The organism is Thioclava litoralis (genome assembly GCF_045278885.1).
GTDB lineage: Bacteria > Pseudomonadota > Alphaproteobacteria > Rhodobacterales > Rhodobacteraceae > Thioclava > Thioclava litoralis.
On record NZ_CP135443.1, the window covers coordinates 1,695,511 to 1,718,924 of the forward strand.

Sequence of the window (23,414 nt, forward strand, 5' to 3'; positions counted from 1 at the left end):
ATGAGTGCTACGCGATCTCCTAAATCCTACGGAACTGCGGTTTGCCTATGTGGCATCTTCGGTGTGATGGGTGTCCATCACTTCTATTTGGGAAATATCTTGCACGGGTTGGTCGACTTCGCCCTGTTTGTCGTCACCATCGCATTGTTCCTGCATGACAATCCGTTGGCCCTTCTGTTTTTGCTGGCGGATGTGCTGCATACGATCATCGTGTTCTACAAGCTGATCACGGAACAGGAGCGGGATGGACAGGGGCGGCTGGTCTGCCTTGCATCAACACCTGTTTGACCTTCCCTCATATTGGAGATTTCCATGACCGCGACCCCGATCGAGCCGCAAACCACCGCTATGGCGGAATCGACCAAGGGCTTTGTGCCTGCTGTTCTTCTGTGCTTCTTCCTTGGTTCGCTGGGCGTGCACCGTTTCTATCTTGGCAAGATTGGCACCGGCATTCTGATGCTGCTGACCCTTGGTGGTCTGGGCATCTGGTCGCTGATCGATTTCGTCCGCCTTGTGGTCGGTTCGATGAAAGACAAGAACGGCCTGCCGCTGCGCCGCTAAGCGCCGCCTCGTCCGTATTTCGATGCCCGCGATGCCTCTTCGCGGGCATTTTCCGTGGAATAATCGCCCCGAATACAGCCGCGACTCTCTGAATGTGTTTTTATAAACTGACAAAAACACTCATGAATTGTTAGCGCTGAAAATGTGATCACGCTGCGAATTCATGTGATCACAAATGAAATTTTCGTATCTCTTTTGAGTGAAACAGCACAAATTTTCTAGTCGTGGCGCGTGACACCTGCGACAGATCGTCCTATGCATGTGCCAGACATTATTCCGGCCAGCCCCGCGGCGCCCGTAGCAATAGCCGATCGTCTTTTGCCGCGCGAATTTCGGGGCCAAGCGACAGAGGGACCCACTATGGCAGAAACGAAACGGGTTGAGAGACCCCTTTCCCCCTTCATGATCGGGCAGTATTACCGCCCGCAGATGACCTCGATCTCATCCATCACCGTCCGCATCACCGGCATCGCCACCTTCGGCTTTGCGGTGCTGATCGTGCTCTGGCTGTTGACGGCTGCCACCTCGGCGGGTGCCTTCGCCGTTATGGACGGCCTGCTGCGCAGCTTTATCGGTGACCTGCTGATGATCTGCGCTGTCTGGGCGCTTTGGTACCATATGCTTGGCCGCCTGCGTCACGTGATCTGGGATTTCGGCTATGCGCTCGACATCAAAAGCTCCGAGACCATGGGCCGCGGCATGTTCATCGGGGCCACCGTCCTGATGCTCTTCACTATCATCGTGCTCTGAGGAGGGTGGCTATGAGATATCTTACCGATCGTAAGCGCGCCGTAGGTCTCGGGGCTTCGGGCGGCGGCACGCAGCATCACTGGAAGATGATCGTCAGCTCGATCCTGATGGTCATCGCGGTTCCGGTGTTCATCTTTACCTTTGGCGCCGTCTATGGCGGCAGCTACGAAGAAGTCATTGCCTTCTTCAAAAATCCGGTTGCAGCGATCGTCGTCGGTCTGACGATGACCGTGATCATCAACCACGTCAAACATGAGGTCCATGAGGCAATCGAGGACTACATGCACGGCACTTGCGAAAAAATGGCGATTGTAGCGACCTCGGCTCTGGCGAATATCCTGATCGTGGCCGGTCTGTTCTCTCTCGTCAAAATTGCGCTCTAAGCGCAAGACTCCGATTAGGAAGATCTGATATGGCTTCAGCTTACGAATACGAGACGCATAAATATGACGTCGTGGTGGTCGGTGCCGGTGGCGCCGGTCTGCGCGCGACGCTGGGCATGGCGGAACAGGGTCTGCGCACCGCTTGTGTCACCAAGGTTTTCCCGACCCGTTCGCATACGGTGGCAGCACAGGGCGGTATCGCCGCCTCGCTGGCCAATATGGGCCCCGATAACTGGCAGTGGCACCTTTACGACACCGTGAAGGGGTCCGACTGGCTGGGTGATACCGACGCGATGGAATATCTGGCGCGTGAGGCCCCGAAGGCCGTCTACGAGCTTGAACATTACGGCGTGCCGTTCTCGCGCACCGAAGAAGGCAAGATCTACCAGCGTCCCTTCGGCGGCCACACCACCGAATTCGGTGAAGGCCCGCCCGTGCAACGGACCTGTGCCGCCGCCGACCGGACCGGTCACGCGATCCTGCACACGCTTTACGGCCAGTCGCTGAAGAACAACGCCGAGTTCTACATCGAATATTTCGCTATCGACCTGATCATGTCGGAAGACGGCAAGTCCTGTGTGGGCGTGCTGTGCTGGAAACTGGATGACGGCACCTTCCACCTGTTCTCGGCGAAAACCGTCGTTCTGGCGACCGGTGGCTATGGCCGCGCCTATTTCTCGGCCACTTCGGCCCATACCTGCACCGGCGACGGTGGCGGCATGGTGGCCCGTGCGGGTCTGGCGCTGCAGGATATGGAATTCGTTCAGTTCCACCCGACCGGCATCTATGGCTCGGGCTGCCTGATCACCGAAGGCGCGCGCGGCGAGGGTGGTTACCTGACCAACTCCGAAGGCGAGCGCTTCATGGAGCGTTATGCACCGACCTATAAGGACCTTGCGTCCCGTGACGTGGTCTCGCGCTGCATGACGATGGAAATCCGCGAAGGTCGCGGTGTGGGCGAGCATAAAGACCACATCTTCCTGAACCTCTCGCACCTTCCGCCGGAAGCACTGCACGAGCGTCTGCCGGGCATCTCGGAATCCGCGAAGATCTTTGCGGGCGTCGATGTGACCAAAGAGCCGATTCCGGTTCTGCCGACGGTGCACTACAATATGGGCGGTATCCCGACCAACTATTGGGGCGAGGTCATCAACCCGACCGCAGACAACCCCGATGCCATCGTTCCCGGCCTGATGGCTGTGGGCGAGGCGGGCTGTGCCTCGGTGCATGGTGCCAACCGTCTGGGCTCGAACTCGCTGATCGACCTTGTGGTGTTCGGTCGTGCGGCGGCGCTGAAAGCGGGCGAGATCCTCGACCCGAACGCGCCCAACCCCGCGATGAACTACAAGGCGGTCGATGCGGCCTTCGCGCGGTTCGACGCGATCCGCTATGCCAAAGGCGGTACGCCGACGGCAGATCTGCGTCTGGAAATGCAGCGCACGATGCAAGCCGATGCGGCCGTGTTCCGTACCGACAAGACGCTGGCAGAGGGCGTCGAGAAGATGAAGGCCGTGGCCTCCAAGATCGACGATCTGTCCGTGACCGACCGTTCGCTGGTGTGGAACTCGGATCTGATGGAAAGCCTCGAGCTGACCAACCTGATGCCGAACGCGATGGCGACCATCGTTGGTGCAGAGGCCCGCAAGGAATCACGCGGTGCCCATGCCCATGAGGATTATCCGGATCGCGACGACGTCAACTGGCGCAAGCACTCGATCATGCGTGTGGAAGGGGCGAATGTCGACCTGACCTATCGCCCTGTCCATATCGACCCGCTGACCAAATTCGAGGATGGCGGCATCGATCTGGCCAAGATCAAGCCGAAGAAGCGGGTCTACTGATGCGGGGGCGGCTGGGGCTGGCTCTTGGTAGCGCACTTGCGCTGCTGGGATGCGCGAAGGTTCCGGTCGCTCAGGCAGAGAAAATCTGCCTTACGCGTGTGCAAGAGGCGCGTCCGATCTCCGGTTCTGTGGGATTGGGCGTGCGGGACGGAAAACCGGCAACGGCTTATGATGTCAAACTCGGGATTTCTACGGACACGTTCCGCGACCCGAGCGAGGTTTATAAGAATTGCGTGTATCAGTATTCCGGCCAACTGCCACAAACACCGCTTTATGACAGGTGATCCGCTGCCCGGGAGGTCCGGGCACGGTTGCGAGATTTATCCGAGGGGCTTCGCGACGAAGCCAGATACGCAGCGGCGCCCCTCGTCCACACATGATCGGAGGTAGAAACATGGTTCAGTTTTCCCTACCCAAGAATTCGAAGATCCGGGTCGGCAAGACCTGGCCGAAGCCGGAAGGCAAAAACGTCCGCAAATTCCAGATCTATCGCTGGGAGCCGGAAGATGGTGAGAACCCGCGGGTCGACACCTATTTCGTCGATCTGGCGAAATGCGGCCCGATGGTTCTGGACGCGCTGATCAAGATCAAGAACGAGATCGACCCCACGCTGACCTTCCGCCGCTCGTGCCGCGAAGGGATCTGCGGGTCCTGCGCGATGAATATCGACGGCCATAACACGCTGGCCTGCATCTTCGGTCTCGACGAGATCAAGACCGATGTGGTCAAGATCTACCCGCTGCCGCACATGCCGGTGGTGAAAGACCTGATCCCCGATCTGACGCATTTCTATGCGCAGCACGCGTCGATCATGCCGTGGCTGGAAACCAAGACCAACCGTCCGGAAAAAGAGTGGAAGCAGTCCATCGAAGACCGCAAGAAGCTGGATGGTCTGTATGAATGCGTTATGTGCGCGTCCTGCTCGACCTCCTGCCCCAGCTACTGGTGGAACTCGGACCGCTACTTGGGTCCGGCAGCCCTGCTGCACGCCTACCGCTGGATCATCGACTCGCGCGATGAGGCCACCGGCGAGCGTCTGGATGCGCTGGAAGACCCCTTCAAGCTGTATCGCTGCCACACCATCATGAACTGCACCAAGACCTGCCCGAAAGGTCTCAATCCGGCGAAATCCATTGCCGCGATCAAGCAGATGATGGTCGAACGCGCGGTCTGATCCGTATCTCCATGCTGTTGTCTCGCCCCCGCTTTGTCGGGGGCGTTGGCATTTTAAAGGCACGTTTTGCATATTGCATTGCAGCGAATGCATGTAAGCCTTGCGGTTGTGCCCATAGCCAGACGTCATAAAAGCTTTATGTAGGCGTGCAGGGAGGAACTCGGAAACACTGGAGAGTTCCATGAATCAAATCGTCAAATTCCCCGAAACGGCCGAGTCCGCTCTGAAGCATGAAGACGCTCTTGCCTATTATGTGCCCAGTTCGCGGGTGGAGGCATCGGCCCGGAAGGATATTGAGGAGAAGCCGGCAAACATCGCTGTTCTTGATGAGATGTATGGCTACTATACCGCCTGACCTCCGGTCTTAGGGCAGATGGAAACCCCGGTTGGATTGGCCGGGGTTTTGTCGTTCTAGGAGAGGTCTTCATGAAGTTAGCTACCCCCGAGCATGCCGCGCCCCAAGATGCGGCGGCTCGCAAATCCATCGCGCCGGTGATCTGCTATCCGGTGGAGACCCTGCCCAAACCGGATCTTGCCGCCTATCGCGCGGCACGGGCAGGGGCCACGAAGAGTGACGAAGTGATTGTGCCCCCGCGTGACGGGCGCTGCTTCCATGTAAAGGCGGGGCAGTTCTTCCGGATTTCTTCGGTGGAGGGGCCGCAGGTCGGGGATCTCAACCTGTGGTCGGCAGATTTCTCCGAACGCTTCTACTCGGGAAAGACCCGCGCGCTGCATGGCACCCATCTTTCGACCGGCGACCGGTTCTGGTCATCCTTTCCGACGCTGCGCCCGATGGCCACGATCGTGGATGACAGCCTTGACTGGTACGGGATCGATGCCGATGGCGGTTCGGTCCATGATGTGATCGGCACCCGTTGCGACCCCTATACCCATGCTTTGCTCAGTGACGGGGCGCAGTATCATCATTGCTGCCACTCCAACCTGACACGCGCATTGGTGCAAGAGACAGGCATGGCGCTGACGGAGGCCGAGCGGCATGTGCATGATGTGTTCAATATCTTCATGTGCACCGGTTTTACCCGCGACACGGGGCAGTATTTTATGAAAGCGAGCCCTGTCCGGCCGGGCGATTACATGGATATCTTCGCCGAGATCGACCTTGTCGGCGCGCTGTCGGCCTGTCCCGGTGGAGATTGTTCTGCCGAGCATAGCTCGGACACTGCCGCCTGCTATCCGCTCAAGGTCGAAATCTTCACCCCCGAAGCGCCGCCCTCGGGATGGGTGTCACCGGCCCGCAACCGGTATTGCGGCACGCACGGGCTGTAATGCCCTCAGGCAAGACAGGGCAGGGGGGCTGGAACGAAGATTCCGGCCCCGTCGTCTTTTCTCTTACTCTTCGGGAAGCCGGAGTTCGCTTTCCACAAACCGCTCGAACGCATCAAGATCTATCGCCTGAAACTGGCCGAAACTCTGGATCCAGATGATCGCCTCGCTCATGGAGGTGGGTTCGAGCTTGCACCATTTCACCCGACCGCGCTTCTCCTGACTGATAAGCCCTGCCTGACTGAGGATCGCGAGATGTTTCGAGATCGCGGCCAGCGAGATGTCGAACGGGCTGGCGACATCGGTCACCGCCATATCGTCTTCCAGAAGCATGCGCAGGATCTCCCGCCGTGTCGGGTCAGCGAGGGCGGCAAAGATCGTGTCGAGATGGGTCGGTGCGGGCGCGGTCATGCGCTACCTTATTGAGCTTTTTCAACAATGGTCAACCGATGGGTTGAATTTGCATTTTGAGCCAATTCACCGATGCGGTCATATTGTCGCAGCCATTCCGCTTTGCCGAAAGGATGAAAAAACAAAGAAAGCAATGGGTTGAGAAAGTTTCTTGATGGCGCCAACAGCGTTGACTCACTGCGCCGTGACGTCTATCACAGCCTTAACACGACCAAGGGCCTGAGAGATGAGCAACGAGCCTGATCCCGAACGTTTGAAAGCGCTCGAAGACCGGCTTGCGAAAGTCTCCAAGCAGGCGTCTGGGCAGGCCGAGGACGCACCGCGCGGCGGTGTCGCGCAATCCGAGCTTGCCTGGCGCATGGTCATAGAGCTGGTGTCGGGGCTGGGGATCGGTTTCGGGATCGGCTACGGGCTTGATGTCCTGTTGGGAACGCTGCCGATCTTCATGATCATCTTCGTTCTGCTGGGGCTGATTGCGGGGGTGCGCGTGATGATGCGTACCGCTGCAGAGATAAATGCGAAACCTGAGGCCGGTTCTACGGCTGATGAAGAGGGAAAATAGACGTGGCGGAAAGCACTTCGAACGCCAATGGTTCGTCCAAGATGATCAGCTACATCTTGTTCGCCGTTGTGATCCTGATGCTCCTCATTGCGATTGTGACCGAAGGGTCGGGCGAGATGGCTTTCCACCCGATGGACCAGTTCGTGGTCTCCCCTCTGGTGGGTGAGGGTCCGGTGCACTGGTATACGCTTACCAATGCAACCCTGTGGATGGCGATTGCCATCATCGCAATCGTTCTGGTGCTGGTTGTCGGCACCCGTGGCCGCGGCATCGTACCGAGCCGTGCGCAGTCCATTGCCGAGCTGTTTTACGGCATGGGCCATAAGATGGTCGAAGACATCTGTGGTAAAGAGGGGCTGAAATTCTTCCCCTATATCATGGTGATCTTCTCCTTTATCACTTTTGCAAACTTCCTCGGCCTGCTGCCGATGAGCTTTGCCACCACCTCGCATATCGCTGTCACCGCTCTGCTGGCACTTTTCGTGTTCGTCGCCGTGACCGTGATCGGTTTCATCAAGAACGGCATGGGCTTCCTTGGCCTGTTCTGGGTGACTGCGGCACCGCTGCCGCTGCGTCCGATCCTTGCCCTGATCGAGGTGATCTCTTACTTCGTCCGCCCCGTTTCGCATTCGATCCGGCTTGCGGGCAACATCATGGCCGGTCACGCGGTGATGAAGGTTTTCGCAGGCTTTGCCGCCATCGCGCTGATCTCTCCCGTGTCCGTGCTGGCCATCACTGCAATCTACGGCCTCGAAGTGCTTGTTGCCTTCATCCAGGCCTATGTTTTCACGATCCTGACCTGCGTCTATCTGAAAGACGCGCTGCATCCCGCACACTAAGGTCGATCCAAGGATCGCGTTAATCTACTCAAGCCAATTCCAACTTTAGGAGTGACGACTATGGAAGGCGATATCGTTCAAATGGGTGCTTACATCGGTGCAGGTCTGGCTTGTATCGGTATGGGTGGTTCGGCAATCGGTGTGGGCACCGTTGCAGGCAACTTCCTGTCGGGTGCCCTGCGCAATCCGTCGGCAGCCGCTGGTCAAACCGCAACGCTGTTCATCGGCATCGCATTCGCAGAAGCACTGGGGATCTTCTCGTTCCTCGTCGCTCTGCTGCTGATGTTCGCCGTCTGATCCCTTTTTCGCAATCTTGCGGACGGAGGGGCCCCGACGGGCCCTTCCGAGTTTGAGACAGGGTCGCGTGCCTGCGACCCGAGAGGGACAACGACATGGCAACAGAACACGAAGCCGCCGAAATGGCGCATGGCGCAGCCGAAGCTGCTCATGGCGGGTCGCACGGCGCCGAAGCTGTAGGCATGCCGCAGCTCGACTTCTCGACCTATCCCAACCAGATCTTCTGGCTTCTGGTCTCGTTGGTCGTGATCTACTGGGTTCTGGCAAAAGTCGCTCTGCCGCGGATCGCATCCGTGCTGGCCGACCGTCAGGGCACGATCTCGGGGGATCTAGCCTCCGCCGAGGAATTCAAGCTCAAGGCCAAAGAAGCCGAGGCCGCCTATGAAAAGGCCCTCGCAGATGCTCGCACCAAAGCGCAGGCGATTGTCGCCGAGGCCCGTGCGGACATCCAGAAAGACGTGGATGCGGCAATCGTGAAAGCGGATGCCGAGATCGCGGCCAAAACGGCGGAAAGCCAAGCCAAGATCGCAGAGATCGAAGCAGGGTCCCGCGCGGCGGTGGAAGCCGTCGCCAAGGAAACCGCGCTGGAAATCGTTGCGGCTCTGGGTGGCAAGGCCGATCAGGCCAGCGTTGCTGCGGCTGTCGACGAACGGTTGAAAGGATAAGGTCATGAAGAAACTTGCTGTTCTTGCTGCCCTTGTTGCTGCTCAGCCTGCCTTTGCAGCCTCCGGCCCGTTCTTCAGCCTGCATAACACCAATTTCGTTGTGCTGCTGGCCTTCCTGACCTTCATCGGTGTGCTTTTCTATGTGAAAGTCCCGACGATGCTGGGTGGTCTGCTGGATAAGCGCGCCGCAGGGATCAAATCCGACCTCGAAGAGGCGCGCAGCCTCCGCGAGGAAGCCCAGTCCATTCTTGCCACCTACGAGCGCAAATCGCGCGAAGTGCAGGTTCAGGCCGACGAGATCGTCGCCAATGCCAAGCGCGACGCGGAATTGGCAGCTGCTCAGGCCAAGAAAGATCTGGCGGAGTCGATCGAACGTCGTCTGAAATCTGCCGAAGAGCAGATTGCTTCGGCGGAAGCCGGCGCGATCAAGGTTGTGCGCGATCAAGCGGTTTCGGTCGCAATCGCTGCGGCTGGTAAGGTGATGGCCGAGCAGATGTCTGCTCAGGACAAAGCCGCCCGTATCGATGCGTCGATCACCGAGGTTGCACAGCGCCTGCACTGAGCTTTCGGGGTCAGCATAAAGACAAAACCCGGCCAAATGGCCGGGTTTTTTATTGGATCAACTCCTTTGTTGCAGGCGCAGCCTTGCGGTTTCCTCATTCTTGAGCGCCTTGCGGTTATGCGTCATCTCGACTTCCACGAAATTCATATGCGCGGCCACGGCCTCGCGCGCGGCGATACCGTCACGTTTCTGGATGGCCTCGTTCATCGCGCGGTGCTGGTTGAGCAATTCGGCACGGGTCACGCGGTTTTTGAACAGCATGGAGCGGTTATAGAACACGCCTTCGCTGAGCAATTCGAACATGGCGCGCATCATATGGAGCATGATGACATTGTGGCTGGCCTCGACGATGGCAAGGTGGAATTGCGCATCCAGCGCCGCCTCTTCGGTGTAGCTCCGTTTGGAATGGGCGGCTTCCATCCGTTTGAAAAGACTGTCGATCACCTGCAGGTCGGTGTCGGAGGCAAAACGGGCAGCGCGCTCGGCTGCCAGCCCTTCCACATCACGGCGGAAGGCCAGATAATCATAGACCGCCTGATCGGAGGAGGAAAACAGCCGGATCAGTGCAGGCGAAAAGGCCGAGCCCAGAACATCGGCCACAAAGACTCCCGCACCGGCACGGGTGCAAAGCAGCCCCTGATCCTGTAGCTCCGATATCGCTTCGCGCAGAGAGGGGCGGGAGACGCCCAGCCGTTCGGATAATTCGCGTTCTGACGGAAGCCGCTCGCCGGGCCGCAGGATGCCTTGCAAGATCAGTTCTTCGATCTGTCGGACAATGGCTGTTGCAAGCTTTTCGGATTCAATCTTTCGAAACGGCATTGCTGGCACCCCCCTTGGTTAGATTTTCTAGCCAATTATCTTAATGCCAAGCAAATTGGTAAAAAGAAAGGGCCAGAACATGTCTGGCCCTTTCGACATAGGTGTGGTGCGTCTTTCAGTTCGCGTTGGTCGGGGTGATGATGAATTCGACCCGACGGTTTTTCGCGCGGCCCTCGGCGGTGAGGTTCGAGGCAATCGGGTTTTCTTCGCCACGGCCATAAGACTGGATACGCGAGGACGGCACGCCCGCCTGCACCAGAACCGCTGTCACGGCATTGGCGCGCGCCTCGGAGAGGCGTTGGTTATAGGCCGCTTCGCCGGTATTGTCGGTATTGCCGACAACCTGCAGCGTGGTGTTCGGGTAGCGGTTCATGCTGCCCGCGAGCGTATAGAGATCGTTTTGCAGATCGGGGCGCACTGCCGAACTGTCGGTGGCAAACAGGATGTCCTGCGGCATCGTCACCACGAGGTTGTTGCCGTCGCGCACCACCGAAGTGCCTTGCGCGTCAAGATCACGGCGCAGCTCCTGCGCCTGTTTGTCCATCTGGTTGCCGATCGCGCCGCCGATCAGGCCGCCCACTGCCGCACCGGCGGCGGCTTTGGTCAGACGCTCGTCGCCGCCCGACATGGCACCGGCCGCGCCGCCCAGAAGGGCACCGGCAATCGCACCGCCACGGGTGTTCTGATAGGGGTCGTTAGGGTCGGCGGGGGTGGTCACACAGCCTGCCATCGCAAGCAAGGCTACGCTTGCCACAGTCAGGGAAATCTTCTTGTTCATCTCGTTCTCGCCTTTGTCCTTGCATCCGTATTCTCGGACGTCCGGCTGATATTACGTCGGAGTTGCGGGAAAGTTCCATTGGCGTTGATGCGCTGCGCGGCATTTTGCCTATCGTTTCCGCTAATCGTTATCGGTTGCGAGGGCGGCGTGGGGCATTCGTGAACCATTTGCCTCGGCACGGGCGGCCTCGCGCGCCAAAAGCACACGTTTGGTGGTCAGGCCCCAGTGGTAGCCGCCCAATCCGCCTGATTTGCGCAAGGCGCGGTGGCAGGGAATCAGCGCGGCAACCGGATTGCGCCCGATAGCGGTGCCAGCCGCGCGGGTGGCTTTCGGGGCCCCTATGGCGATGGCAATGTCCTGATAGGTTGCAACGGCGCCTTCGGGAATCTGCAAGAGAGCCTCCCAGACCTTGATCTGGAACGCTCTGCCGGACAGATGCAGCGCCACGTCCCCCCGTTGCGCAAAGGCGGCTGTCACCCACTGTTCCAGCGCTTCGGGATTTTCCACGAACGTGGCGGCGGGCCAGCGCGTGGCCAGATCCTGATATGCGGTCGCCTCGCCCATTTCGGCGCTGAAAGCCAGCCCGCAAATGCCGCGCGACGTGCCCATCACCAGTGCCGGACCATAGGGGGTGTCGAACCTGCCCCAGTTGATCAGAAGCCCCGCTCCCTTGCGCGCAAACTCCCCCGGCGTCATCGCTTCCCAGCGTAGAACCAGATCATGCAGGCGGGCACTGCCCGAAAGCCCCGTCTCCTGCGCCACTGCTGTCAGCGGGTGACGCTGGCGCAGAAGATCCTTGGCAAGATCCAGTTTGAGATATTGCATGTAGCGCAGTGGGGAAACGCCCGCCCAAGCGGTGAAGCATTTCTGGAAATGGGCTTCGCTCATATGGAGCTTCTGGGCCAGTGCGCTTAACGTCAGTGACGTCCCTGCCGCATGGGCGGCATCGATCTGGGCGATGGCGCGGGCGATAAGCTGGTAATGATAGCTGTCTTGCATGGGGCGGGCCTTTGAAAGAGCGGGTGTCTGCCAGCCTAATGCGGCCTGCCGCCCGGCACGACCCGAATCCTGTGCAAAGAGTTCCGGCCTCAGGCGGCGATGCGGTCCTGTCGGCGGCGACGGTCCTTGCAGAACATATCCGCTTCCCAATCGGCCAGCCAGACACGGGCGGAGAGATCGTGATACTCGCCGATTTGCGGTGCCAGACTGGTGCGCACGCGCGGCGGCATCAGCGACATATAGGCAGAGTCCGCCTGCACGGTTGCAACCCACAGACCTTCGGCCAGAACAAGCTCTGGCGCGGTGAACAGCAGGGAATATACCATACGGCGCCCTTCAAGGCGGGGAGTTTGTGTGGCCAGATGGTCGGCCTGTGCCAGCATCTCGGTTTCGGCGAACCATAATTCCAGCTCGGGACCGGCCAGCAAAACGCCCGTGCGCGGGGTTATGATCAGTTCGCGTTCGGGCAGGTTTGGCCCCAGAAGATCCGCCGAGACCGACATCAGCCGCGTGGCAATCGGCGCACGGCGCGGCATGGTGTGATGGCCCAGCCACAAAAGCGGCTGATAGCCGTTATCGCGTGTCAGGACACGGTCCCCGGGACGCAGCCAGTCAATCGGTTGCGGACCCTCGTCCGTCGCGATCAGGGTGCCGCCAGCCAGACAGGGCAGGTTCGAGATTTCTTCCGGCGTGGCGGCCCGTCCGCCCGTCGAAAGCTGCGAGGCTTCGGTATAGGACTGGCCGGGGACCATCGCGAGAGAGGGGATATAAAGACAGAGCTGGCCGTCAATCTCGATCCGGTCAAGGCGCAAGGTGCCTTCGGGGGATTCCAGCAAGACAGGGATATCGGCGGTCAGCAGACCGCGCGCCAATGCGTTGCCATCGGGGTCACGCAAAACGGCCACGTCTCCCTCGAACAGAATTTCGAGCATCTCCTCGGCCTGAAACTCGGACCGAAGCATCCAGCTATGTTCGTCGCGATTCCGGATGATTGCCGAAATCGGGTAGCCCATGTCCATTTGCGTCTCCCTGCGCGGATATCCCACGCTGTCCAGATTGCCCGAGGGATGGATAACGCGAGTTTAACGAAAACGGTCTTAACTCTATTTATGCAAAGATTTTCCGAAGATTTTGTCGTAAGGGCCGGATGCAAATAAACTTGCGATACAGCCTGCATCTGGGCATAGCTTGGCCATGACCCAGAAAAGTGCAAAACAGCTTGGATATAACGATATGTGCGAGATCTTCGCACGGTTTCGCACATCCGAGGCCGAGCCCAAGGGCGAGCTGGACCATGTGAATGCCTACACGCTTCTGGTGGCCGTGGCGCTTTCGGCGCAGGCGACCGATGCGGGGGTGAACAAGGCCACCAGAGATCTGTTTCCCATCGCCGATACGCCGCAGAAGATGCTCGATCTGGGCGAGGAAGGGCTGACCGAGCATATCAAAACCATCGGGCTGTTCCGGCAGAAGGCCAAGAATGTCATCAAGACGGCGCGTATTCTGGTCGATGAGTATGGCGGGGTGGTGCCCTCGTCGCGTGCGGCGTTGCAATCGCTGCCCGGGGTGGGGCGCAAGACGGCGAATGTCGTGCTGAATATGTGGTTCCACTATCCCTCGCAGGCTGTGGATACGCATATTTTCCGGATCGGCAACCGGTCGGGCATTTGCCCCGGCAAGGATGTCGAGGCTGTGGAGCGCGCCATCGAGGATAATGTTCCTGTGGAATTCCAGCAACATGCGCATCACTGGCTGATCCTGCACGGTCGCTATATCTGTGTCGCGCGCAAACCGAAATGTGGTGCCTGTCTGATCCGGGATCTGTGCCAGTTTGAGGAGAAAACCTTATGAAAAAGTATCAGTTCGTTGGTATCGCCAATTCGATTGTGGATGTGATTGCGCAATGTGATGACAGCTTTCTCGACCATATGGGGATCGAGAAGGGCATCATGCAGCTGATCGAGAAAGACCGCGCCGAGACGCTGTATGCCTCGATGAAAGAGCGCACCCAGGCGCCGGGCGGCTCTGTTGCCAATACGATTGCGGGGCTCGGGAATCTGGGGCTGCGTACCTCTTTTGTGGGGCGTGTGCGCGACGATGCCTTGGGGCGTTTCTACGAGGCGGCGCTGGAGGCCGAGGGAACGGGGTTCCCCAATGCGCCGATCAAGGATGGCGAATTGCCGACCTCGCGGTCGATGATCTTCGTCACCCCCGATGGTGAGCGGTCGATGAATACCTATCTGGGGATTTCGGCAGAGCTATCGACCGAAGATGTGCCTCTTTCGGTGGTGGAAGATACCGAATATCTGTTCCTTGAAGGCTATCTGTTCGACAAGGATAAGGGAAAAGCGGCCTTCCTGAAGGCGGCGCAGGCAACGCGGCGCACGGGGGGGCAGGCCGGTATCGCATTGTCGGACCCCTTCTGCGTCAATCGCCACCGTGCCGATTTCCGTCGCCTTGTCCGCGACGAGATGGATTATGTGATTGGCAACGAGCATGAGTGGGCGGCGCTTTACGAGACCGATCTGCCGGCAGCGCTCGATCAGGCGGCCTCGGAATGCGGGTTGGTGGTTTGCACGCGCTCCGGAGCGGATGTGATCATCCGTCGCGGGGCCGAGCGGGTCGAGGTGCCTGTCACGCGCGTGACGCCCGTGGATGCGACGGGGGCGGGCGATCAGTTTGCTGCGGGCTTCCTTTATGGAATCGCCACGGGGGTTCCGCTGGATGTGGCGGGCCGTATGGGCTGCGTGGCGGCTGCCGAGGTGATTTCGCATTACGGGGCGCGGCCCGAGGTGGATGTGAAGGCGCTTTTTGCCGCGCAGGGTCTTGTGTGACGGCAATCGCCTCTGGCGAGGGGAGGGGCGTGTGGAGCGCCCCTCGAACGCCCCTGATCGGGGCATCGCTCGGGCCGCTCCGCTGCCGCGCGCGTTGATCTGGCGGGATTAGTCCTGTGGCGGCAGGTCCGGTGCGGGACGGGTCGGGAAGAACCAGTCTGCCACCAGCATACAGGTCAGCGCCCATGCCGCGCCAATCGACCAGCCCGCCAGCACATCGGTCGGCCAATGCACCCCGAGCGCCAGACGGCTGATGCCGACGCTGATCGAGATCAGCACCGCCACGGAAATCAGATAGGCGCGGGTCCGGCGACGGCTTTGCAGGCGTGCCAGCATCACGGCCAGCGTCAGCCACGTGATCGTGGCCATCATTGAATGGCCGGAGGGAAAAGAAGCCGAGGTGACATCGGTCCCGTGTGGCACGACATCCGGACGGGCACGGTCGAAAAGCAGTTTCGAGACATTCGAGACGACCTGACCGCCCAGAACGGCGGCCAGCAGGACCCAGACCTGACGGCGATAGCCCTCCATCAGCAGATAGCCTGTCGTGAAGACGATCAGGCTGCCCAGAACGGTGACGCCGCCAAGGGCAGTTACATCGCGCACTACGGTTTCCATCCAGTGCGGGCCTTTGAGCACGGCCAGATCATTGCTGTCACGGAACCAGAGCAGAACGGCACGGTCAAAGGCGGTGGTGTCGCCTGCGGTCATTTCCGAGGCGATCTGGGCAAAGGCCCAGACCCCGCCGCCGATCAGGCACAGGCTGATCAGCAGGCCGATTTCAAGTCGGTCGACATGTCGGCTGAGCCAGGGGCCCAGCGGGCCGGGCAGATGGGCGACAAGGCGGGCGGGAAGGGAGGGTGTATGGGGATGCGGCATATCAGGCGCCATTTATAGAAATGGATGCGGTCTTGAAAAACACGACCGCCTTATTGGCCGAGTTTTGCGTGAACCTCGTCCAGATCGACTTCCCCCAAAGGCATTTTATTGTCGGGATTGTCAAAGTCATATTTGAAAAGCTGGAAATCCTTCTTGTAGATTTCCCAGACCAGATGGCGCGAGAGATCATCGAAATAATCGCTGATCGGATGGGCGCGTTTCGGGCCATGCCCCTCGGATTCATTGAATTTCGGCACGGCGGCAAGGTCGACCTTGACCGGTGTTTCAATATCGTCGAGCACGCTTTGCATGCCTTCATTGAACTTTTCCGTGAAGAAGATGTTATTGTAGCGCCCGCCATTCACGATGAAGGTCGAGATATGGCCGGACATGGCGGACCAGTGGATGTCGGGTTCCATCGGGCGGCGCCAGCGGATGGTGTCGCGCGCGAACAGCAGGAAGCGGCGGAAGCTTTTGACCTGATCGAAGTCGAAATTGTCTTCCGGAGAGCCCACCTCGATACCGTATTTCTGGATCAGCTGCGGCACCAGATTACCCCGATAGCGGCGGCCATTCCGCTGGATGCCGGCGATCTTGTCGAAGAAAGAGGACAGGATGCGCCCATAGGGGTTGCGCACGCAGGTGAAGGAATAGGCCTTGCCACCTTTGACCACGCGCTCGATCGGGCCTTGGCTATAGTCCTGCGACCACTTGTGCAGGCCCTCTTTGGAATCATGGATGTCGCCATCGAAGAAGCGGCCGTGGTCGGAATAAAACATGATCTGGCCGATGGACGAGCAGGCGCATTTGGGCACCACGCGATAGACCACGCTTTCACTTTCTGTCATCCACGTTCCGGGAAAACCCATTTGCCTGCTCCTTGAACCCGGTGCGCTTGTCGTCACCTTTACGCAATAATTAGACTGAAAAAGCAAACAAACTTTATATTTTCAATGTCCCTCGCCGCAAAGAGGGGCGATAGTGGCGTAACTGACATAGAATATGCCGATAAATATGGTCCAGATTGCCTTCATTCTTCTGACACACAAAGACCCTGAAACGGTGATCCGTCAAGCGGCCCGCCTGACGGCGGCCGGGGATTGTGTGTCCATCCATTTCGACGCGCGGGCGAACCCTGCCGATTTCCAGCAGATTCGCGACGGGCTGGCCGATAACCAGCAGGTCACTTTTGCCAGAAAGCGGCTGAAATGCGGCTGGGGCGAATGGAGCCTTGTCGCCGCCACCCTTGAGGCGGTGAAAGCGGCGGTGGAGGCCTTCCCCGATGCCACGCATTTCTACATGCTGTCGGGCGATTGCATGCAGATCAAATCGGCGGAATATGCCCATCGCTTTCTCGAAAGCGAGAATTGCGACTATATCGAAAGCTTCGATTTTTTCAATTCCGACTGGATCAAGACAGGGTTCAAGGAAGAGCGCCTGATCTACCGCCACTGGTTCAACGAGCGCACCCAGAAATGGTGGTTCTACCAAAGCTACGAATGGCAGAAGCGCCTCGGGATCACCCGCAAGGTGCCTGCCGATATCGAGATGATGATCGGGTCGCAATGGTGGTGCCTGCGGCGCGACAGCGTCGAGAAAATCCTGCAGTTCTGCAAGGACCGGCCCGAGGTGCTGCGCTTCTTTGCAACGACATGGATCCCCGACGAGACCTTCTTCCAGACCATCGCGCGCCATGTTGTCCCCGAGCGCGAGATCCGTTCGCGCACGCTGACCTTTCTGATGTTCACCGATTACGGCATGCCGGTGACCTTCTATAACGACCATTACGATATGCTGCTGGCGCAGGACTATCTGTTTGCCCGCAAGATCAGCCCTGAGGCCAAAGAGATGAAAGCACGGCTTGGCAAGCTGTGGGGCGAGCAGGATATGGCTTTCCCGATCTCGAACGAGGGGCGCGCGCTGTTCGGCTTCCTGACGCAGAAGGGGCGGGAGGGGCACCGTTTCGCGCCCCGCTTCTGGGAGACAGAATCGACGCTGGGCCGCGACCGTGTGCTGTATGTGGTGCTGTGCAAGAAATGGCATGTCGCGAAACGTCTGGTTGAACAGATCCGCGCGCGCACCGATCTTCCGGCGGTCAACTATCTTTTCAACGAACAGGAAGAGCTGCCCCCGCTTGGCGGGATCGAGAAGACGCTGGAGAAGCGCAACCGGCACCGTCGGGCCCTGCTGCGGATGCTGCTGGAATACCATCGCAGCGACCGGCTGCTGATCTGTGTCGATCCCTCGGATTTCGATCTTCTGCGCGATCTGACCTCGGATAAGGTCGAGACACGTATTCTGGAAATCGAGACGGAATTCTCGGATGAGTATCTGGTTGGCCATGCGCAACGGATCGGACTGGCCGCCCATGACAGCCCGTCGCAGATCTACGAGAGGGTTCTGCCGACCATCCGCTATGATCTGCGGTATGAAAGCGAGAAAATCCGCGATGCGGAGTTCGAACATTTCTGGCGTATTCGTGAGACGGCGCAGGTGCAGGCCAATGCCGGGCCGCTTGCACAGTTTCTAAAGCTTGATACCGATACGGCTGCCGAGATTGCGGCCACCGACTACCTGTTTTCCGACTAAGGAGGCTTCTTTGCCCTATAGCTATGATAGCGAGAATATCTTCGCCAAAATCCTGCGCGGCGATATTCCCAATGCCACCGTGCTCGAAACCGAATTCACCTTGGCATTCAAGGATATCACCCCCAAGGCGCCGGACCATGTTCTGGTGATCCCCAAAGGGGCCTATGTGAATTACGATGATTTCTGCCAGAATGCGTCAGACCCAGAGATCCTCGATTTCATGCGCGCTTGTGGCCAGATCTGCAAGGATCTGGGGGTCGAGGAAAAGGGCTTCCGTGCGATCACCAATGCGGGCGAGCATGGCTGTCAGGAAGTGCCGCATTTCCATATGCATATCCTAGCGGGCAAGGTGATGGGGCCGTTGCTGGCCGATTGAGGCCGGCAACGGCGTGCCACGCCAGACCCGCCCAAGGCCCGCCCCGCCGCGTTCACGCGCGATGGGACGGGTCCGACATTTTTCACAACAGGTGATATCCGTTTCAACCTTGCGGGAGGGCCACCGGATGCGTCGCGTAGCGGCACTCTGTCTTTGTCTTGCAGGTCTGGTGCTTGGTGGGGGCGTGGCATATGCCGCCCCTGAGATCGGTCTCTATCTTTGCCCCCGTTGTTACGGCTACCGGCCTGTCGCGCCGCATGTCTATGCCGACGGGCAGGCCAGTGACGCGCAAATCCGTTCGGCGCTGGACAATCTTGAAGGGGCCTCGGCACGTGTGCGGGGCGTCTATTCCGATCTCGCCTCCGATCCCGAATGGCTGCTCTGCCTGTCCGAGGCGTGTAACCTTTCTGTCCGGACGGGGCCGCGCGCGATGGCCTATCTGGACAGGTTTGTCTTTGTGACCGCGCGAGGGACGTCGGTGACAATCCTTGCGCATGAGCTGGCGCATGCCGAGCTGCATCACCGTGTGGGGGCGTTCCACTTTCTCACCGGTGCCGTGCCTGCATGGTTCGATGAGGGGCTGGCTGTCTATATCTCGCGCGATACACGGTATCTCTCGCTACGGGAGGGGCGGATTCTGGGGTGTGATGACGCGGGCAGGATCTCTCCACCAGCGGATGCCGGTGAGTTCCGCAGGAGGGCTGCAACCGAGAGCCATGCCCTTTACACGGCCTCCGCCTGTAAGGCGATGGACTGGCTGGCCCGACATGGCGGGCCCCAAGGCGTGATCGCAATGGAGGCGTCGCTGCGTCGGGGCGGACAGTTCCTGCCCTGAATGCGGTAGGCATTCCGGCGGGAAGATGGTGCCGAGGGGGGGGGCGAAGGGGGCAGTGCCGTCAGCCGCGCAGGCCCGTCTCGGTCAGGATGCCACGGCGCTTGGCTTCGTAATAATAGCCGCGCGAATACCAGTAAACGGCCTTGTCGCTGGAACCATCGGCACACATCCATGCACCGCGAAGGTATTTACCGGCATATTTCAGGTTCGTTTCGGGGTCGAGAAGCCCGCTAGGCTTGCCGCGAAAACCCATCGCACCGGCGGTCTGCGGCGAGATCTGCATCAGGCCGTAATAGCTGCCATTGCGGGCATCGGGGCGGTAGCCGCTTTCGCGGGTGATCACGCGATGCATCAGCGTGCGCGGGATCTCGTAATGATCGGCATATTGGTTGATCATCTTGCGCAGTTGCGGGGTTTCGTTCGGGCGCAGGTTCATCTGCTGCTGCGGCGCTTTGGGCGTTGCCCCACAGGCGCTCAGCGCGAAAAGGCCAAGGAGCATGGACCGTCGTGACAAATGCATCTGAAAACCCCGGAAAGACCGATATCTCCAGTTAGCCAAAACTTTCCCGCACGGAAAGGGTGGGGGTGACGCATCGGCAAGGATCTGCCGATGCGCGCGGGCTTACAGTTTCAACCGCCGCAGCCGCAGGGCGTTCGTCACCACAAAGGTCGAGGAAAAGGCCATAGCCGCCGCTGCCAGAAGCGGCGACATGCCGGGGCCACCGAAAGGCACCAGAACGCCCATCGCAACAGGGATCAGCGCGGCATTATAGGCGAAGGCCCAGAACAGGTTCTCGCGGATATTGCGCATCACCGCACGCGACAGATGGACCGCCTGACCGACGCCGCGCGGATCGCCCTGCATCAGCACCACCTCGGCGGTTTCGATCGCCACATCGGTGCCGGTGCCGATGGCGATGCCGATATCGGCTGCGGCCAGTGCGGGGGCATCATTGATACCGTCCCCAACGAATGCGGTGGTGCCTTTGCGCTTCATGTCCTCAATGGCCGCGACCTTGCCGTCGGGCAGAACCTCGGCCACAACCGTCCCGATCCCCAGCCCCTGCGCCACGCTTTGTGCCGTGCGGCGCAGATCCCCCGAGATCATGGCCGTCTCGACATGCGCCTTCTCGAGCGCCTGCACCGTTTCGACCGCTTGCGGCTTGATCGGGTCGGAGACCGCCATCAGCGCCGCAAGCTGCCCGTCAATGCCGATCCAGATCGGGGTTTTCCCTTTGGCCGCCAGCGCATCGGCCTGGTCGCTCAGGGTGTCTGTCGCAATGCCATGCTCGTTCAGCGCCGCCGCATTGCCGATCACCAGTTTGTGCCCGTCGGCCTCGCCGGTCAGGCCGCGCCCTGTCTGGCTGCGCACCCGCTTGGCCTGGGCAGGGACAAGGCCGCGTGTCTCTGCCCCCTGCAAGATCGCATGGGCCAGCGGATGTTCGGAACGCGCCTCGATCCCTGCGGCCAGCCGCAATGTCTCGGTGGCAGGCGGGCTGTCGGGGGCGGCGATCAGGTCGCTCAGGACGGGGCGGCCTTCGGTCAGGGTGCCGGTCTTGTCAAAGGCGATGGTCTTGACCTCCGCCAGCCGTTGCAGCGCGTCACCGCGCCGGAACAGAAGCCCCATTTCGGCGGCACGTCCGGTGCCCACCAGAATCGAGACGGGCGTGGCCAGCCCCATCGCGCAGGGGCAGGCGATGATCATCACCGAAATGCCGGCCACCAGCGCATGGGTGAAGCCCTGTCCCGCGATCATCCAGATCAGGAAGGTCAGCAGGGAAAGCCCGATCACCACCGGCACGAAAACCCGCGTGACACGGTCCACTAGTGCCTGCACCGGAAGCTTGCCGCCCTGCGCCTCTTCGACCATCGCGATGATGCGGGCAAGAACGGTCTCGGTGCCGGTCGCGGTAACGCGATAGACAAGCGGCACGGTGCCGTTGACGGTGCCGCCGGTGATGCTGCTGCCTTCGGATTTCTCGACCGGCGCGGCTTCGCCCGTCAGCATGGCTTCGTCGATCCAGCCCTGACCTTCGGTGACAATGCCATCGGCGGCAACCCGTGCACCTGGGGGCAGGTGGACCAGATCGCCCGCCGCCAGCTCGGCCACGGGCAGGTCAATGATCTGCTCGCCACGCTCGACGCGGGCGGTATCGGGGCGCAAGCCCACCAACCGCGAGATCGCCTCGCCCGCGCGGCCCTTCGCCCGCGCTTCAAACCAGCGGCCCAGCAAAATCAGGGTGACAATCGTGGCGGCGGCTTCGAAATAGACGCCGCGCGCGCTTTCGGGCACCATATAGGGCACAAGCGTCACAAGGGTCGAATAGCCCCATGCCGCCAGCGCCCCGAGCGCCACGAGCGAGTTCATCTCCGGGGCGCCGCGTTGCAGGGCGGGCAGGCCGAGGGTCAGGAAAATCCGCCCCGGTCCCAGAAGCACCAGCGTTGTCAGGACAAGCTGGATCACCCAGCTCAGCCGTTCACCGATCGTCATCTCGATCAGATGATGCATGCCGGGGATCAGGTGGCTGCCCATCGCCAGAATGAAGACCGGCAGGGTCAGCGCCGCAGACACGATCACATCGCGCCGCAGCTTGCGGGTTTCATCGGCCTGTTTATGGGCGCGATCGGGCGGCGGGGTCTCGGCCTTGCGCGGCTTGGCTTCCAGCCCGAGCGGCGCAAGAAGCCGGACCATCTCGCTTGGGGCAATCGCGCCTTGCGCGTAGCGGACATCGATCTGGCGCGCGGCGGTCTCGACCGACAGGATGGCCGGATGCGCCAGCAGGGTGTCGCGGGCGCGGCTCTGTAGCTCGGCAGGGATGTCCGTGTCTGACGCCAGATCGGCCTCGGCCTCGGCAACCGGATAGCCTGCCGCCTCCAGCGAGCGGGCCAGATCCGCGCTTGCCGGACCGCCTTCCGTCGGGCTGTCGAAGTGCAGCGTGACATTGCGGGCCATCAGATTGGCATTGGCCTGCCGCACGCCGGGAACGGCCAGAAGGGCCCGTTCGACCCGCCCTGTGCAGGCCCCGCAATGCATGCCATCCACGATAAACCTTGTATGAAGCTCTGTCATACACCATCCCCCGAGTCCCGTACCTGTTTACCAGATAGGAAGGCCGCACCGGATTGACCACCGCCAAAGAGGCAATTTCCGGCACCACAAAGCAGGCGCGGATCGTTTGACGTGTCATCTTTGCGATATGTGAAGATTTTCTGTTCTAGGATCTTGGCAAGCGCTCTCCTTTCGCGGATGCCTTGAGAGAAGCTGTTTTAAGATAAAGATGCGGGTTTCGACCGCTGGTTTTGAAGTGACGATTCATCGCGGTTGAACGGCATCTGCCTGTTACGGGAGATAACATATGAAGCGTCGCTCTGTGCTTGGTGGCCTGGCGGGCCTGTCTGCTCTGACGGTCCCGACCCTCGGATTGGCTCAGGAAATCGAGACCTCTTCTGCGCCTGCCCCCAAAACCTGGCCGATTGCCCAGCAGTTCTATCCGCGCGAGGTGCGCGTGAGGCCCGAGCTGGAGGTCGGCTCGATCATCGTGCTGTCGGATAAGTTCTTCCTCTACCACATCACCGCCCCCGGGGTTGCGATGCGCTATGGCGTTGCCGTGGGCAAGAACGAGCTGGTCTTCCGCGGCAAAGCGGTTGTGGCGCGCAAGGTCAAATGGCCAAGCTGGACGCCCACGCCCGATATGATCAAACGCGAGCCCGACCATTACGCGAAATATGCAGATGGTATGCCGGGTGGCCCGAACAACCCTTTGGGCGCGCGGGCGATGTATCTGTATCAGGACGGGCATGATACGGCGATCCGCATTCATGGCACGACTCAGCCCAGCTCTATCGGTCACGCGGTCTCCAACGGATGTTTGCGCATGGTCAATGATCATGTGATCGCGCTCTATGATGCGGTGAAGATTGGCACGCCGGTGACGGTCTATTGATCTGCCGCCAAAACGGGGCGGTTTTCCCTGTC

Annotated in this window: 29 protein-coding genes; 20 read left to right on the forward strand and 9 right to left on the reverse strand. The window is 60.1% G+C overall.

All coding sequences use genetic code 11. The features are described 5' to 3' along the window. The 9 genes from RPE78_RS08295 to RPE78_RS08335 all read left to right on the forward strand — a co-directional run bounded on the left by RPE78_RS08295 (position 1) and on the right by RPE78_RS08335 (position 5,996). Positions 1 to 288 carry an NINE protein gene (locus tag RPE78_RS08295; protein WP_339109035.1) on the forward strand — a complete coding sequence of 96 codons (288 nt, stop codon included), beginning with the start codon at positions 1 to 3 and terminating at the stop codon, positions 286 to 288. A 24-nt stretch (positions 289 to 312) separates the two neighbouring features. After that, complete coding sequence (locus RPE78_RS08300; protein ID WP_406720272.1) at positions 313 to 561, forward strand: TM2 domain-containing protein; 249 nt, start codon at positions 313 to 315, stop codon at positions 559 to 561. Between the two features lie 360 nt (positions 562 to 921). After that, positions 922 to 1,311 (forward strand): succinate dehydrogenase, cytochrome b556 subunit, encoded by a 390-nt coding sequence (gene sdhC / locus RPE78_RS08305; RefSeq protein WP_339109037.1) that lies wholly within the window; start codon positions 922 to 924, stop codon positions 1,309 to 1,311. Between the two features lie 11 nt (positions 1,312 to 1,322). Continuing rightward, a complete protein-coding gene (gene sdhD, locus RPE78_RS08310; protein ID WP_339109038.1) occupies positions 1,323 to 1,694 on the forward strand; it encodes a succinate dehydrogenase, hydrophobic membrane anchor protein in 372 nt (123 codons plus the stop codon). A 29-nt stretch (positions 1,695 to 1,723) separates the two neighbouring features. After that, entirely contained in the window at positions 1,724 to 3,535 is a 1,812-nt protein-coding gene (gene sdhA, locus RPE78_RS08315) for a succinate dehydrogenase flavoprotein subunit (RefSeq protein ID WP_339109039.1), read from the forward strand. Next, positions 3,535 to 3,819, forward strand: coding sequence for a hypothetical protein (locus RPE78_RS08320; RefSeq protein ID WP_339109040.1), 285 nt, complete (start codon positions 3,535 to 3,537; stop codon positions 3,817 to 3,819). Before sdhA ends, RPE78_RS08320 begins: the two co-directional genes overlap by 1 nt. 110 nt (positions 3,820 to 3,929) lie before the next feature. Beyond that, positions 3,930 to 4,709 carry a succinate dehydrogenase iron-sulfur subunit gene (locus tag RPE78_RS08325; RefSeq protein ID WP_339109041.1) on the forward strand — a complete coding sequence of 260 codons (780 nt, stop codon included), beginning with the start codon at positions 3,930 to 3,932 and terminating at the stop codon, positions 4,707 to 4,709. A gap of 181 nt (positions 4,710 to 4,890) precedes the next feature. Further along, on the forward strand, positions 4,891 to 5,064 hold the full coding sequence (locus RPE78_RS08330) for a hypothetical protein (protein ID WP_339109042.1): 174 nt from the start codon (positions 4,891 to 4,893) through the stop codon (positions 5,062 to 5,064). A gap of 71 nt (positions 5,065 to 5,135) precedes the next feature. Beyond that, a complete protein-coding gene (locus RPE78_RS08335) occupies positions 5,136 to 5,996 on the forward strand; it encodes an urea carboxylase-associated family protein (RefSeq protein WP_406720273.1) in 861 nt (286 codons plus the stop codon). Between the two features lie 63 nt (positions 5,997 to 6,059). On the opposite strand, the gene RPE78_RS08340 is transcribed toward RPE78_RS08335, so the two are convergent. Continuing rightward, entirely contained in the window at positions 6,060 to 6,404 is a 345-nt protein-coding gene (locus RPE78_RS08340; RefSeq protein WP_339109044.1) for a metalloregulator ArsR/SmtB family transcription factor, read from the reverse strand. Between the two features lie 226 nt (positions 6,405 to 6,630). Here RPE78_RS08340 and RPE78_RS08345 point away from each other — a divergent pair, with 226 nt between their 5' ends. From RPE78_RS08345 to RPE78_RS08365, 5 genes are all read left to right on the forward strand, one after another. After that, positions 6,631 to 6,966: an AtpZ/AtpI family protein gene (locus RPE78_RS08345; RefSeq protein WP_406720274.1), complete on the forward strand. Its 336-nt coding sequence runs from the start codon at positions 6,631 to 6,633 to the stop codon at positions 6,964 to 6,966. A gap of 77 nt (positions 6,967 to 7,043) precedes the next feature. After that, positions 7,044 to 7,805, forward strand: coding sequence for a F0F1 ATP synthase subunit A (locus RPE78_RS08350; RefSeq protein ID WP_339109471.1), 762 nt, complete (start codon positions 7,044 to 7,046; stop codon positions 7,803 to 7,805). Positions 7,806 to 7,865: 60 nt separating this feature from the next. Then, a complete protein-coding gene (locus RPE78_RS08355; protein ID WP_339109046.1) occupies positions 7,866 to 8,102 on the forward strand; it encodes a F0F1 ATP synthase subunit C in 237 nt (78 codons plus the stop codon). A 95-nt stretch (positions 8,103 to 8,197) separates the two neighbouring features. Continuing rightward, positions 8,198 to 8,767, forward strand: coding sequence for a F0F1 ATP synthase subunit B' (locus RPE78_RS08360; RefSeq protein WP_339109047.1), 570 nt, complete (start codon positions 8,198 to 8,200; stop codon positions 8,765 to 8,767). Positions 8,768 to 8,771: 4 nt separating this feature from the next. Next, positions 8,772 to 9,329, forward strand: coding sequence for a F0F1 ATP synthase subunit B (locus tag RPE78_RS08365; RefSeq protein ID WP_339109048.1), 558 nt, complete (start codon positions 8,772 to 8,774; stop codon positions 9,327 to 9,329). Between the two features lie 57 nt (positions 9,330 to 9,386). Here RPE78_RS08365 and RPE78_RS08370 read toward each other — a convergent pair whose 3' ends face one another. The 4 genes from RPE78_RS08370 to RPE78_RS08385 form a co-directional block, all read right to left on the reverse strand. After that, on the reverse strand, positions 9,387 to 10,148 hold the full coding sequence (locus RPE78_RS08370) for an FCD domain-containing protein (RefSeq protein WP_339109049.1): 762 nt from the start codon (positions 10,146 to 10,148) through the stop codon (positions 9,387 to 9,389). A 115-nt stretch (positions 10,149 to 10,263) separates the two neighbouring features. Next, positions 10,264 to 10,926 (reverse strand): OmpA family protein, encoded by a 663-nt coding sequence (locus tag RPE78_RS08375; protein ID WP_339109050.1) that lies wholly within the window; start codon positions 10,924 to 10,926, stop codon positions 10,264 to 10,266. A gap of 120 nt (positions 10,927 to 11,046) precedes the next feature. Further along, a complete protein-coding gene (locus RPE78_RS08380) occupies positions 11,047 to 11,925 on the reverse strand; it encodes a methylated-DNA--[protein]-cysteine S-methyltransferase (protein WP_406720275.1) in 879 nt (292 codons plus the stop codon). An 89-nt stretch (positions 11,926 to 12,014) separates the two neighbouring features. Further along, a complete protein-coding gene (locus tag RPE78_RS08385; protein ID WP_406720276.1) occupies positions 12,015 to 12,944 on the reverse strand; it encodes a Hint domain-containing protein in 930 nt (309 codons plus the stop codon). A gap of 175 nt (positions 12,945 to 13,119) precedes the next feature. Here RPE78_RS08385 and nth point away from each other — a divergent pair, with 175 nt between their 5' ends. Together nth and RPE78_RS08395 are read left to right on the forward strand one after the other, a co-directional pair. Further along, positions 13,120 to 13,776 (forward strand): endonuclease III, encoded by a 657-nt coding sequence (nth, locus tag RPE78_RS08390; protein WP_406720277.1) that lies wholly within the window; start codon positions 13,120 to 13,122, stop codon positions 13,774 to 13,776. Next, a complete protein-coding gene (locus tag RPE78_RS08395) occupies positions 13,773 to 14,759 on the forward strand; it encodes an adenosine kinase (protein ID WP_339109054.1) in 987 nt (328 codons plus the stop codon). Before nth ends, RPE78_RS08395 begins: the two co-directional genes overlap by 4 nt. 108 nt (positions 14,760 to 14,867) lie before the next feature. Here RPE78_RS08395 and RPE78_RS08400 read toward each other — a convergent pair whose 3' ends face one another. Further along, positions 14,868 to 15,638 carry a phosphatase PAP2 family protein gene (locus tag RPE78_RS08400; protein ID WP_339109055.1) on the reverse strand — a complete coding sequence of 257 codons (771 nt, stop codon included), beginning with the start codon at positions 15,636 to 15,638 and terminating at the stop codon, positions 14,868 to 14,870. Between the two features lie 50 nt (positions 15,639 to 15,688). Then, a complete protein-coding gene (locus RPE78_RS08405; protein ID WP_339109056.1) occupies positions 15,689 to 16,507 on the reverse strand; it encodes a sulfotransferase family protein in 819 nt (272 codons plus the stop codon). Between the two features lie 145 nt (positions 16,508 to 16,652). On the opposite strand from RPE78_RS08405, the gene RPE78_RS08410 reads away from it, so the two are divergent. From RPE78_RS08410 to RPE78_RS08420, 3 genes are all read left to right on the forward strand, one after another. Then, positions 16,653 to 18,227 carry a DUF5928 domain-containing protein gene (locus tag RPE78_RS08410; RefSeq protein WP_406721638.1) on the forward strand — a complete coding sequence of 525 codons (1,575 nt, stop codon included), beginning with the start codon at positions 16,653 to 16,655 and terminating at the stop codon, positions 18,225 to 18,227. Positions 18,228 to 18,237: 10 nt separating this feature from the next. Continuing rightward, positions 18,238 to 18,603, forward strand: coding sequence for an HIT domain-containing protein (locus RPE78_RS08415; RefSeq protein WP_339109057.1), 366 nt, complete (start codon positions 18,238 to 18,240; stop codon positions 18,601 to 18,603). Between the two features lie 127 nt (positions 18,604 to 18,730). Next, on the forward strand, positions 18,731 to 19,438 hold the full coding sequence (locus RPE78_RS08420; protein WP_406720278.1) for a hypothetical protein: 708 nt from the start codon (positions 18,731 to 18,733) through the stop codon (positions 19,436 to 19,438). 61 nt (positions 19,439 to 19,499) lie between these two features. Here the strand turns inward: RPE78_RS08420 and RPE78_RS08425 are convergent, their stop codons facing one another. Together RPE78_RS08425 and RPE78_RS08430 are read right to left on the reverse strand one after the other, a co-directional pair. Then, on the reverse strand, positions 19,500 to 19,937 hold the full coding sequence (locus RPE78_RS08425; RefSeq protein WP_339109059.1) for a lytic transglycosylase domain-containing protein: 438 nt from the start codon (positions 19,935 to 19,937) through the stop codon (positions 19,500 to 19,502). A 123-nt stretch (positions 19,938 to 20,060) separates the two neighbouring features. Then, positions 20,061 to 22,508 carry a heavy metal translocating P-type ATPase gene (locus RPE78_RS08430; protein ID WP_406720279.1) on the reverse strand — a complete coding sequence of 816 codons (2,448 nt, stop codon included), beginning with the start codon at positions 22,506 to 22,508 and terminating at the stop codon, positions 20,061 to 20,063. 286 nt (positions 22,509 to 22,794) lie between these two features. Between RPE78_RS08430 and RPE78_RS08435 the strand changes: the two genes are divergently transcribed. After that, on the forward strand, positions 22,795 to 23,382 hold the full coding sequence (locus RPE78_RS08435) for a L,D-transpeptidase (RefSeq protein ID WP_339109061.1): 588 nt from the start codon (positions 22,795 to 22,797) through the stop codon (positions 23,380 to 23,382). The last annotated feature ends 32 nt before the right edge of the window (positions 23,383 to 23,414 follow it).

What these genes read in the sequence shown, in the direction of transcription:
- RPE78_RS08295 (WP_339109035.1), top strand. Translation starts at nt 1, where the DNA reads ATGAGTGCTACGCGATCTCCTAAATCCTACGGAACTGCGGTTTGCCTA.
- RPE78_RS08300 (WP_406720272.1), top strand. Translation starts at nt 313, where the DNA reads ATGACCGCGACCCCGATCGAGCCGCAAACCACCGCTATGGCGGAATCG.
- sdhC (WP_339109037.1), top strand. Translation starts at nt 922, where the DNA reads ATGGCAGAAACGAAACGGGTTGAGAGACCCCTTTCCCCCTTCATGATC.
- sdhD (WP_339109038.1), top strand. Translation starts at nt 1,323, where the DNA reads ATGAGATATCTTACCGATCGTAAGCGCGCCGTAGGTCTCGGGGCTTCG.
- sdhA (WP_339109039.1), top strand. Translation starts at nt 1,724, where the DNA reads ATGGCTTCAGCTTACGAATACGAGACGCATAAATATGACGTCGTGGTG.
- RPE78_RS08320 (WP_339109040.1), top strand. Translation starts at nt 3,535, where the DNA reads ATGCGGGGGCGGCTGGGGCTGGCTCTTGGTAGCGCACTTGCGCTGCTG.
- RPE78_RS08325 (WP_339109041.1), top strand. Translation starts at nt 3,930, where the DNA reads ATGGTTCAGTTTTCCCTACCCAAGAATTCGAAGATCCGGGTCGGCAAG.
- RPE78_RS08330 (WP_339109042.1), top strand. Translation starts at nt 4,891, where the DNA reads ATGAATCAAATCGTCAAATTCCCCGAAACGGCCGAGTCCGCTCTGAAG.
- RPE78_RS08335 (WP_406720273.1), top strand. Translation starts at nt 5,136, where the DNA reads ATGAAGTTAGCTACCCCCGAGCATGCCGCGCCCCAAGATGCGGCGGCT.
- RPE78_RS08340 (WP_339109044.1), bottom strand. Translation starts at nt 6,404, where the DNA reads ATGACCGCGCCCGCACCGACCCATCTCGACACGATCTTTGCCGCCCTC.
- RPE78_RS08345 (WP_406720274.1), top strand. Translation starts at nt 6,631, where the DNA reads ATGAGCAACGAGCCTGATCCCGAACGTTTGAAAGCGCTCGAAGACCGG.
- RPE78_RS08350 (WP_339109471.1), top strand. Translation starts at nt 7,044, where the DNA reads ATGCTCCTCATTGCGATTGTGACCGAAGGGTCGGGCGAGATGGCTTTC.
- RPE78_RS08355 (WP_339109046.1), top strand. Translation starts at nt 7,866, where the DNA reads ATGGAAGGCGATATCGTTCAAATGGGTGCTTACATCGGTGCAGGTCTG.
- RPE78_RS08360 (WP_339109047.1), top strand. Translation starts at nt 8,198, where the DNA reads ATGGCAACAGAACACGAAGCCGCCGAAATGGCGCATGGCGCAGCCGAA.
- RPE78_RS08365 (WP_339109048.1), top strand. Translation starts at nt 8,772, where the DNA reads ATGAAGAAACTTGCTGTTCTTGCTGCCCTTGTTGCTGCTCAGCCTGCC.
- RPE78_RS08370 (WP_339109049.1), bottom strand. Translation starts at nt 10,148, where the DNA reads ATGCCGTTTCGAAAGATTGAATCCGAAAAGCTTGCAACAGCCATTGTC.
- RPE78_RS08375 (WP_339109050.1), bottom strand. Translation starts at nt 10,926, where the DNA reads ATGAACAAGAAGATTTCCCTGACTGTGGCAAGCGTAGCCTTGCTTGCG.
- RPE78_RS08380 (WP_406720275.1), bottom strand. Translation starts at nt 11,925, where the DNA reads ATGCAAGACAGCTATCATTACCAGCTTATCGCCCGCGCCATCGCCCAG.
- RPE78_RS08385 (WP_406720276.1), bottom strand. Translation starts at nt 12,944, where the DNA reads ATGGACATGGGCTACCCGATTTCGGCAATCATCCGGAATCGCGACGAA.
- nth (WP_406720277.1), top strand. Translation starts at nt 13,120, where the DNA reads ATGACCCAGAAAAGTGCAAAACAGCTTGGATATAACGATATGTGCGAG.
- RPE78_RS08395 (WP_339109054.1), top strand. Translation starts at nt 13,773, where the DNA reads ATGAAAAAGTATCAGTTCGTTGGTATCGCCAATTCGATTGTGGATGTG.
- RPE78_RS08400 (WP_339109055.1), bottom strand. Translation starts at nt 15,638, where the DNA reads ATGCCGCATCCCCATACACCCTCCCTTCCCGCCCGCCTTGTCGCCCAT.
- RPE78_RS08405 (WP_339109056.1), bottom strand. Translation starts at nt 16,507, where the DNA reads ATGGGTTTTCCCGGAACGTGGATGACAGAAAGTGAAAGCGTGGTCTAT.
- RPE78_RS08410 (WP_406721638.1), top strand. Translation starts at nt 16,653, where the DNA reads ATGGTCCAGATTGCCTTCATTCTTCTGACACACAAAGACCCTGAAACG.
- RPE78_RS08420 (WP_406720278.1), top strand. Translation starts at nt 18,731, where the DNA reads ATGCGTCGCGTAGCGGCACTCTGTCTTTGTCTTGCAGGTCTGGTGCTT.
- RPE78_RS08425 (WP_339109059.1), bottom strand. Translation starts at nt 19,937, where the DNA reads ATGCTCCTTGGCCTTTTCGCGCTGAGCGCCTGTGGGGCAACGCCCAAA.
- RPE78_RS08430 (WP_406720279.1), bottom strand. Translation starts at nt 22,508, where the DNA reads ATGACAGAGCTTCATACAAGGTTTATCGTGGATGGCATGCATTGCGGG.
- RPE78_RS08435 (WP_339109061.1), top strand. Translation starts at nt 22,795, where the DNA reads ATGAAGCGTCGCTCTGTGCTTGGTGGCCTGGCGGGCCTGTCTGCTCTG.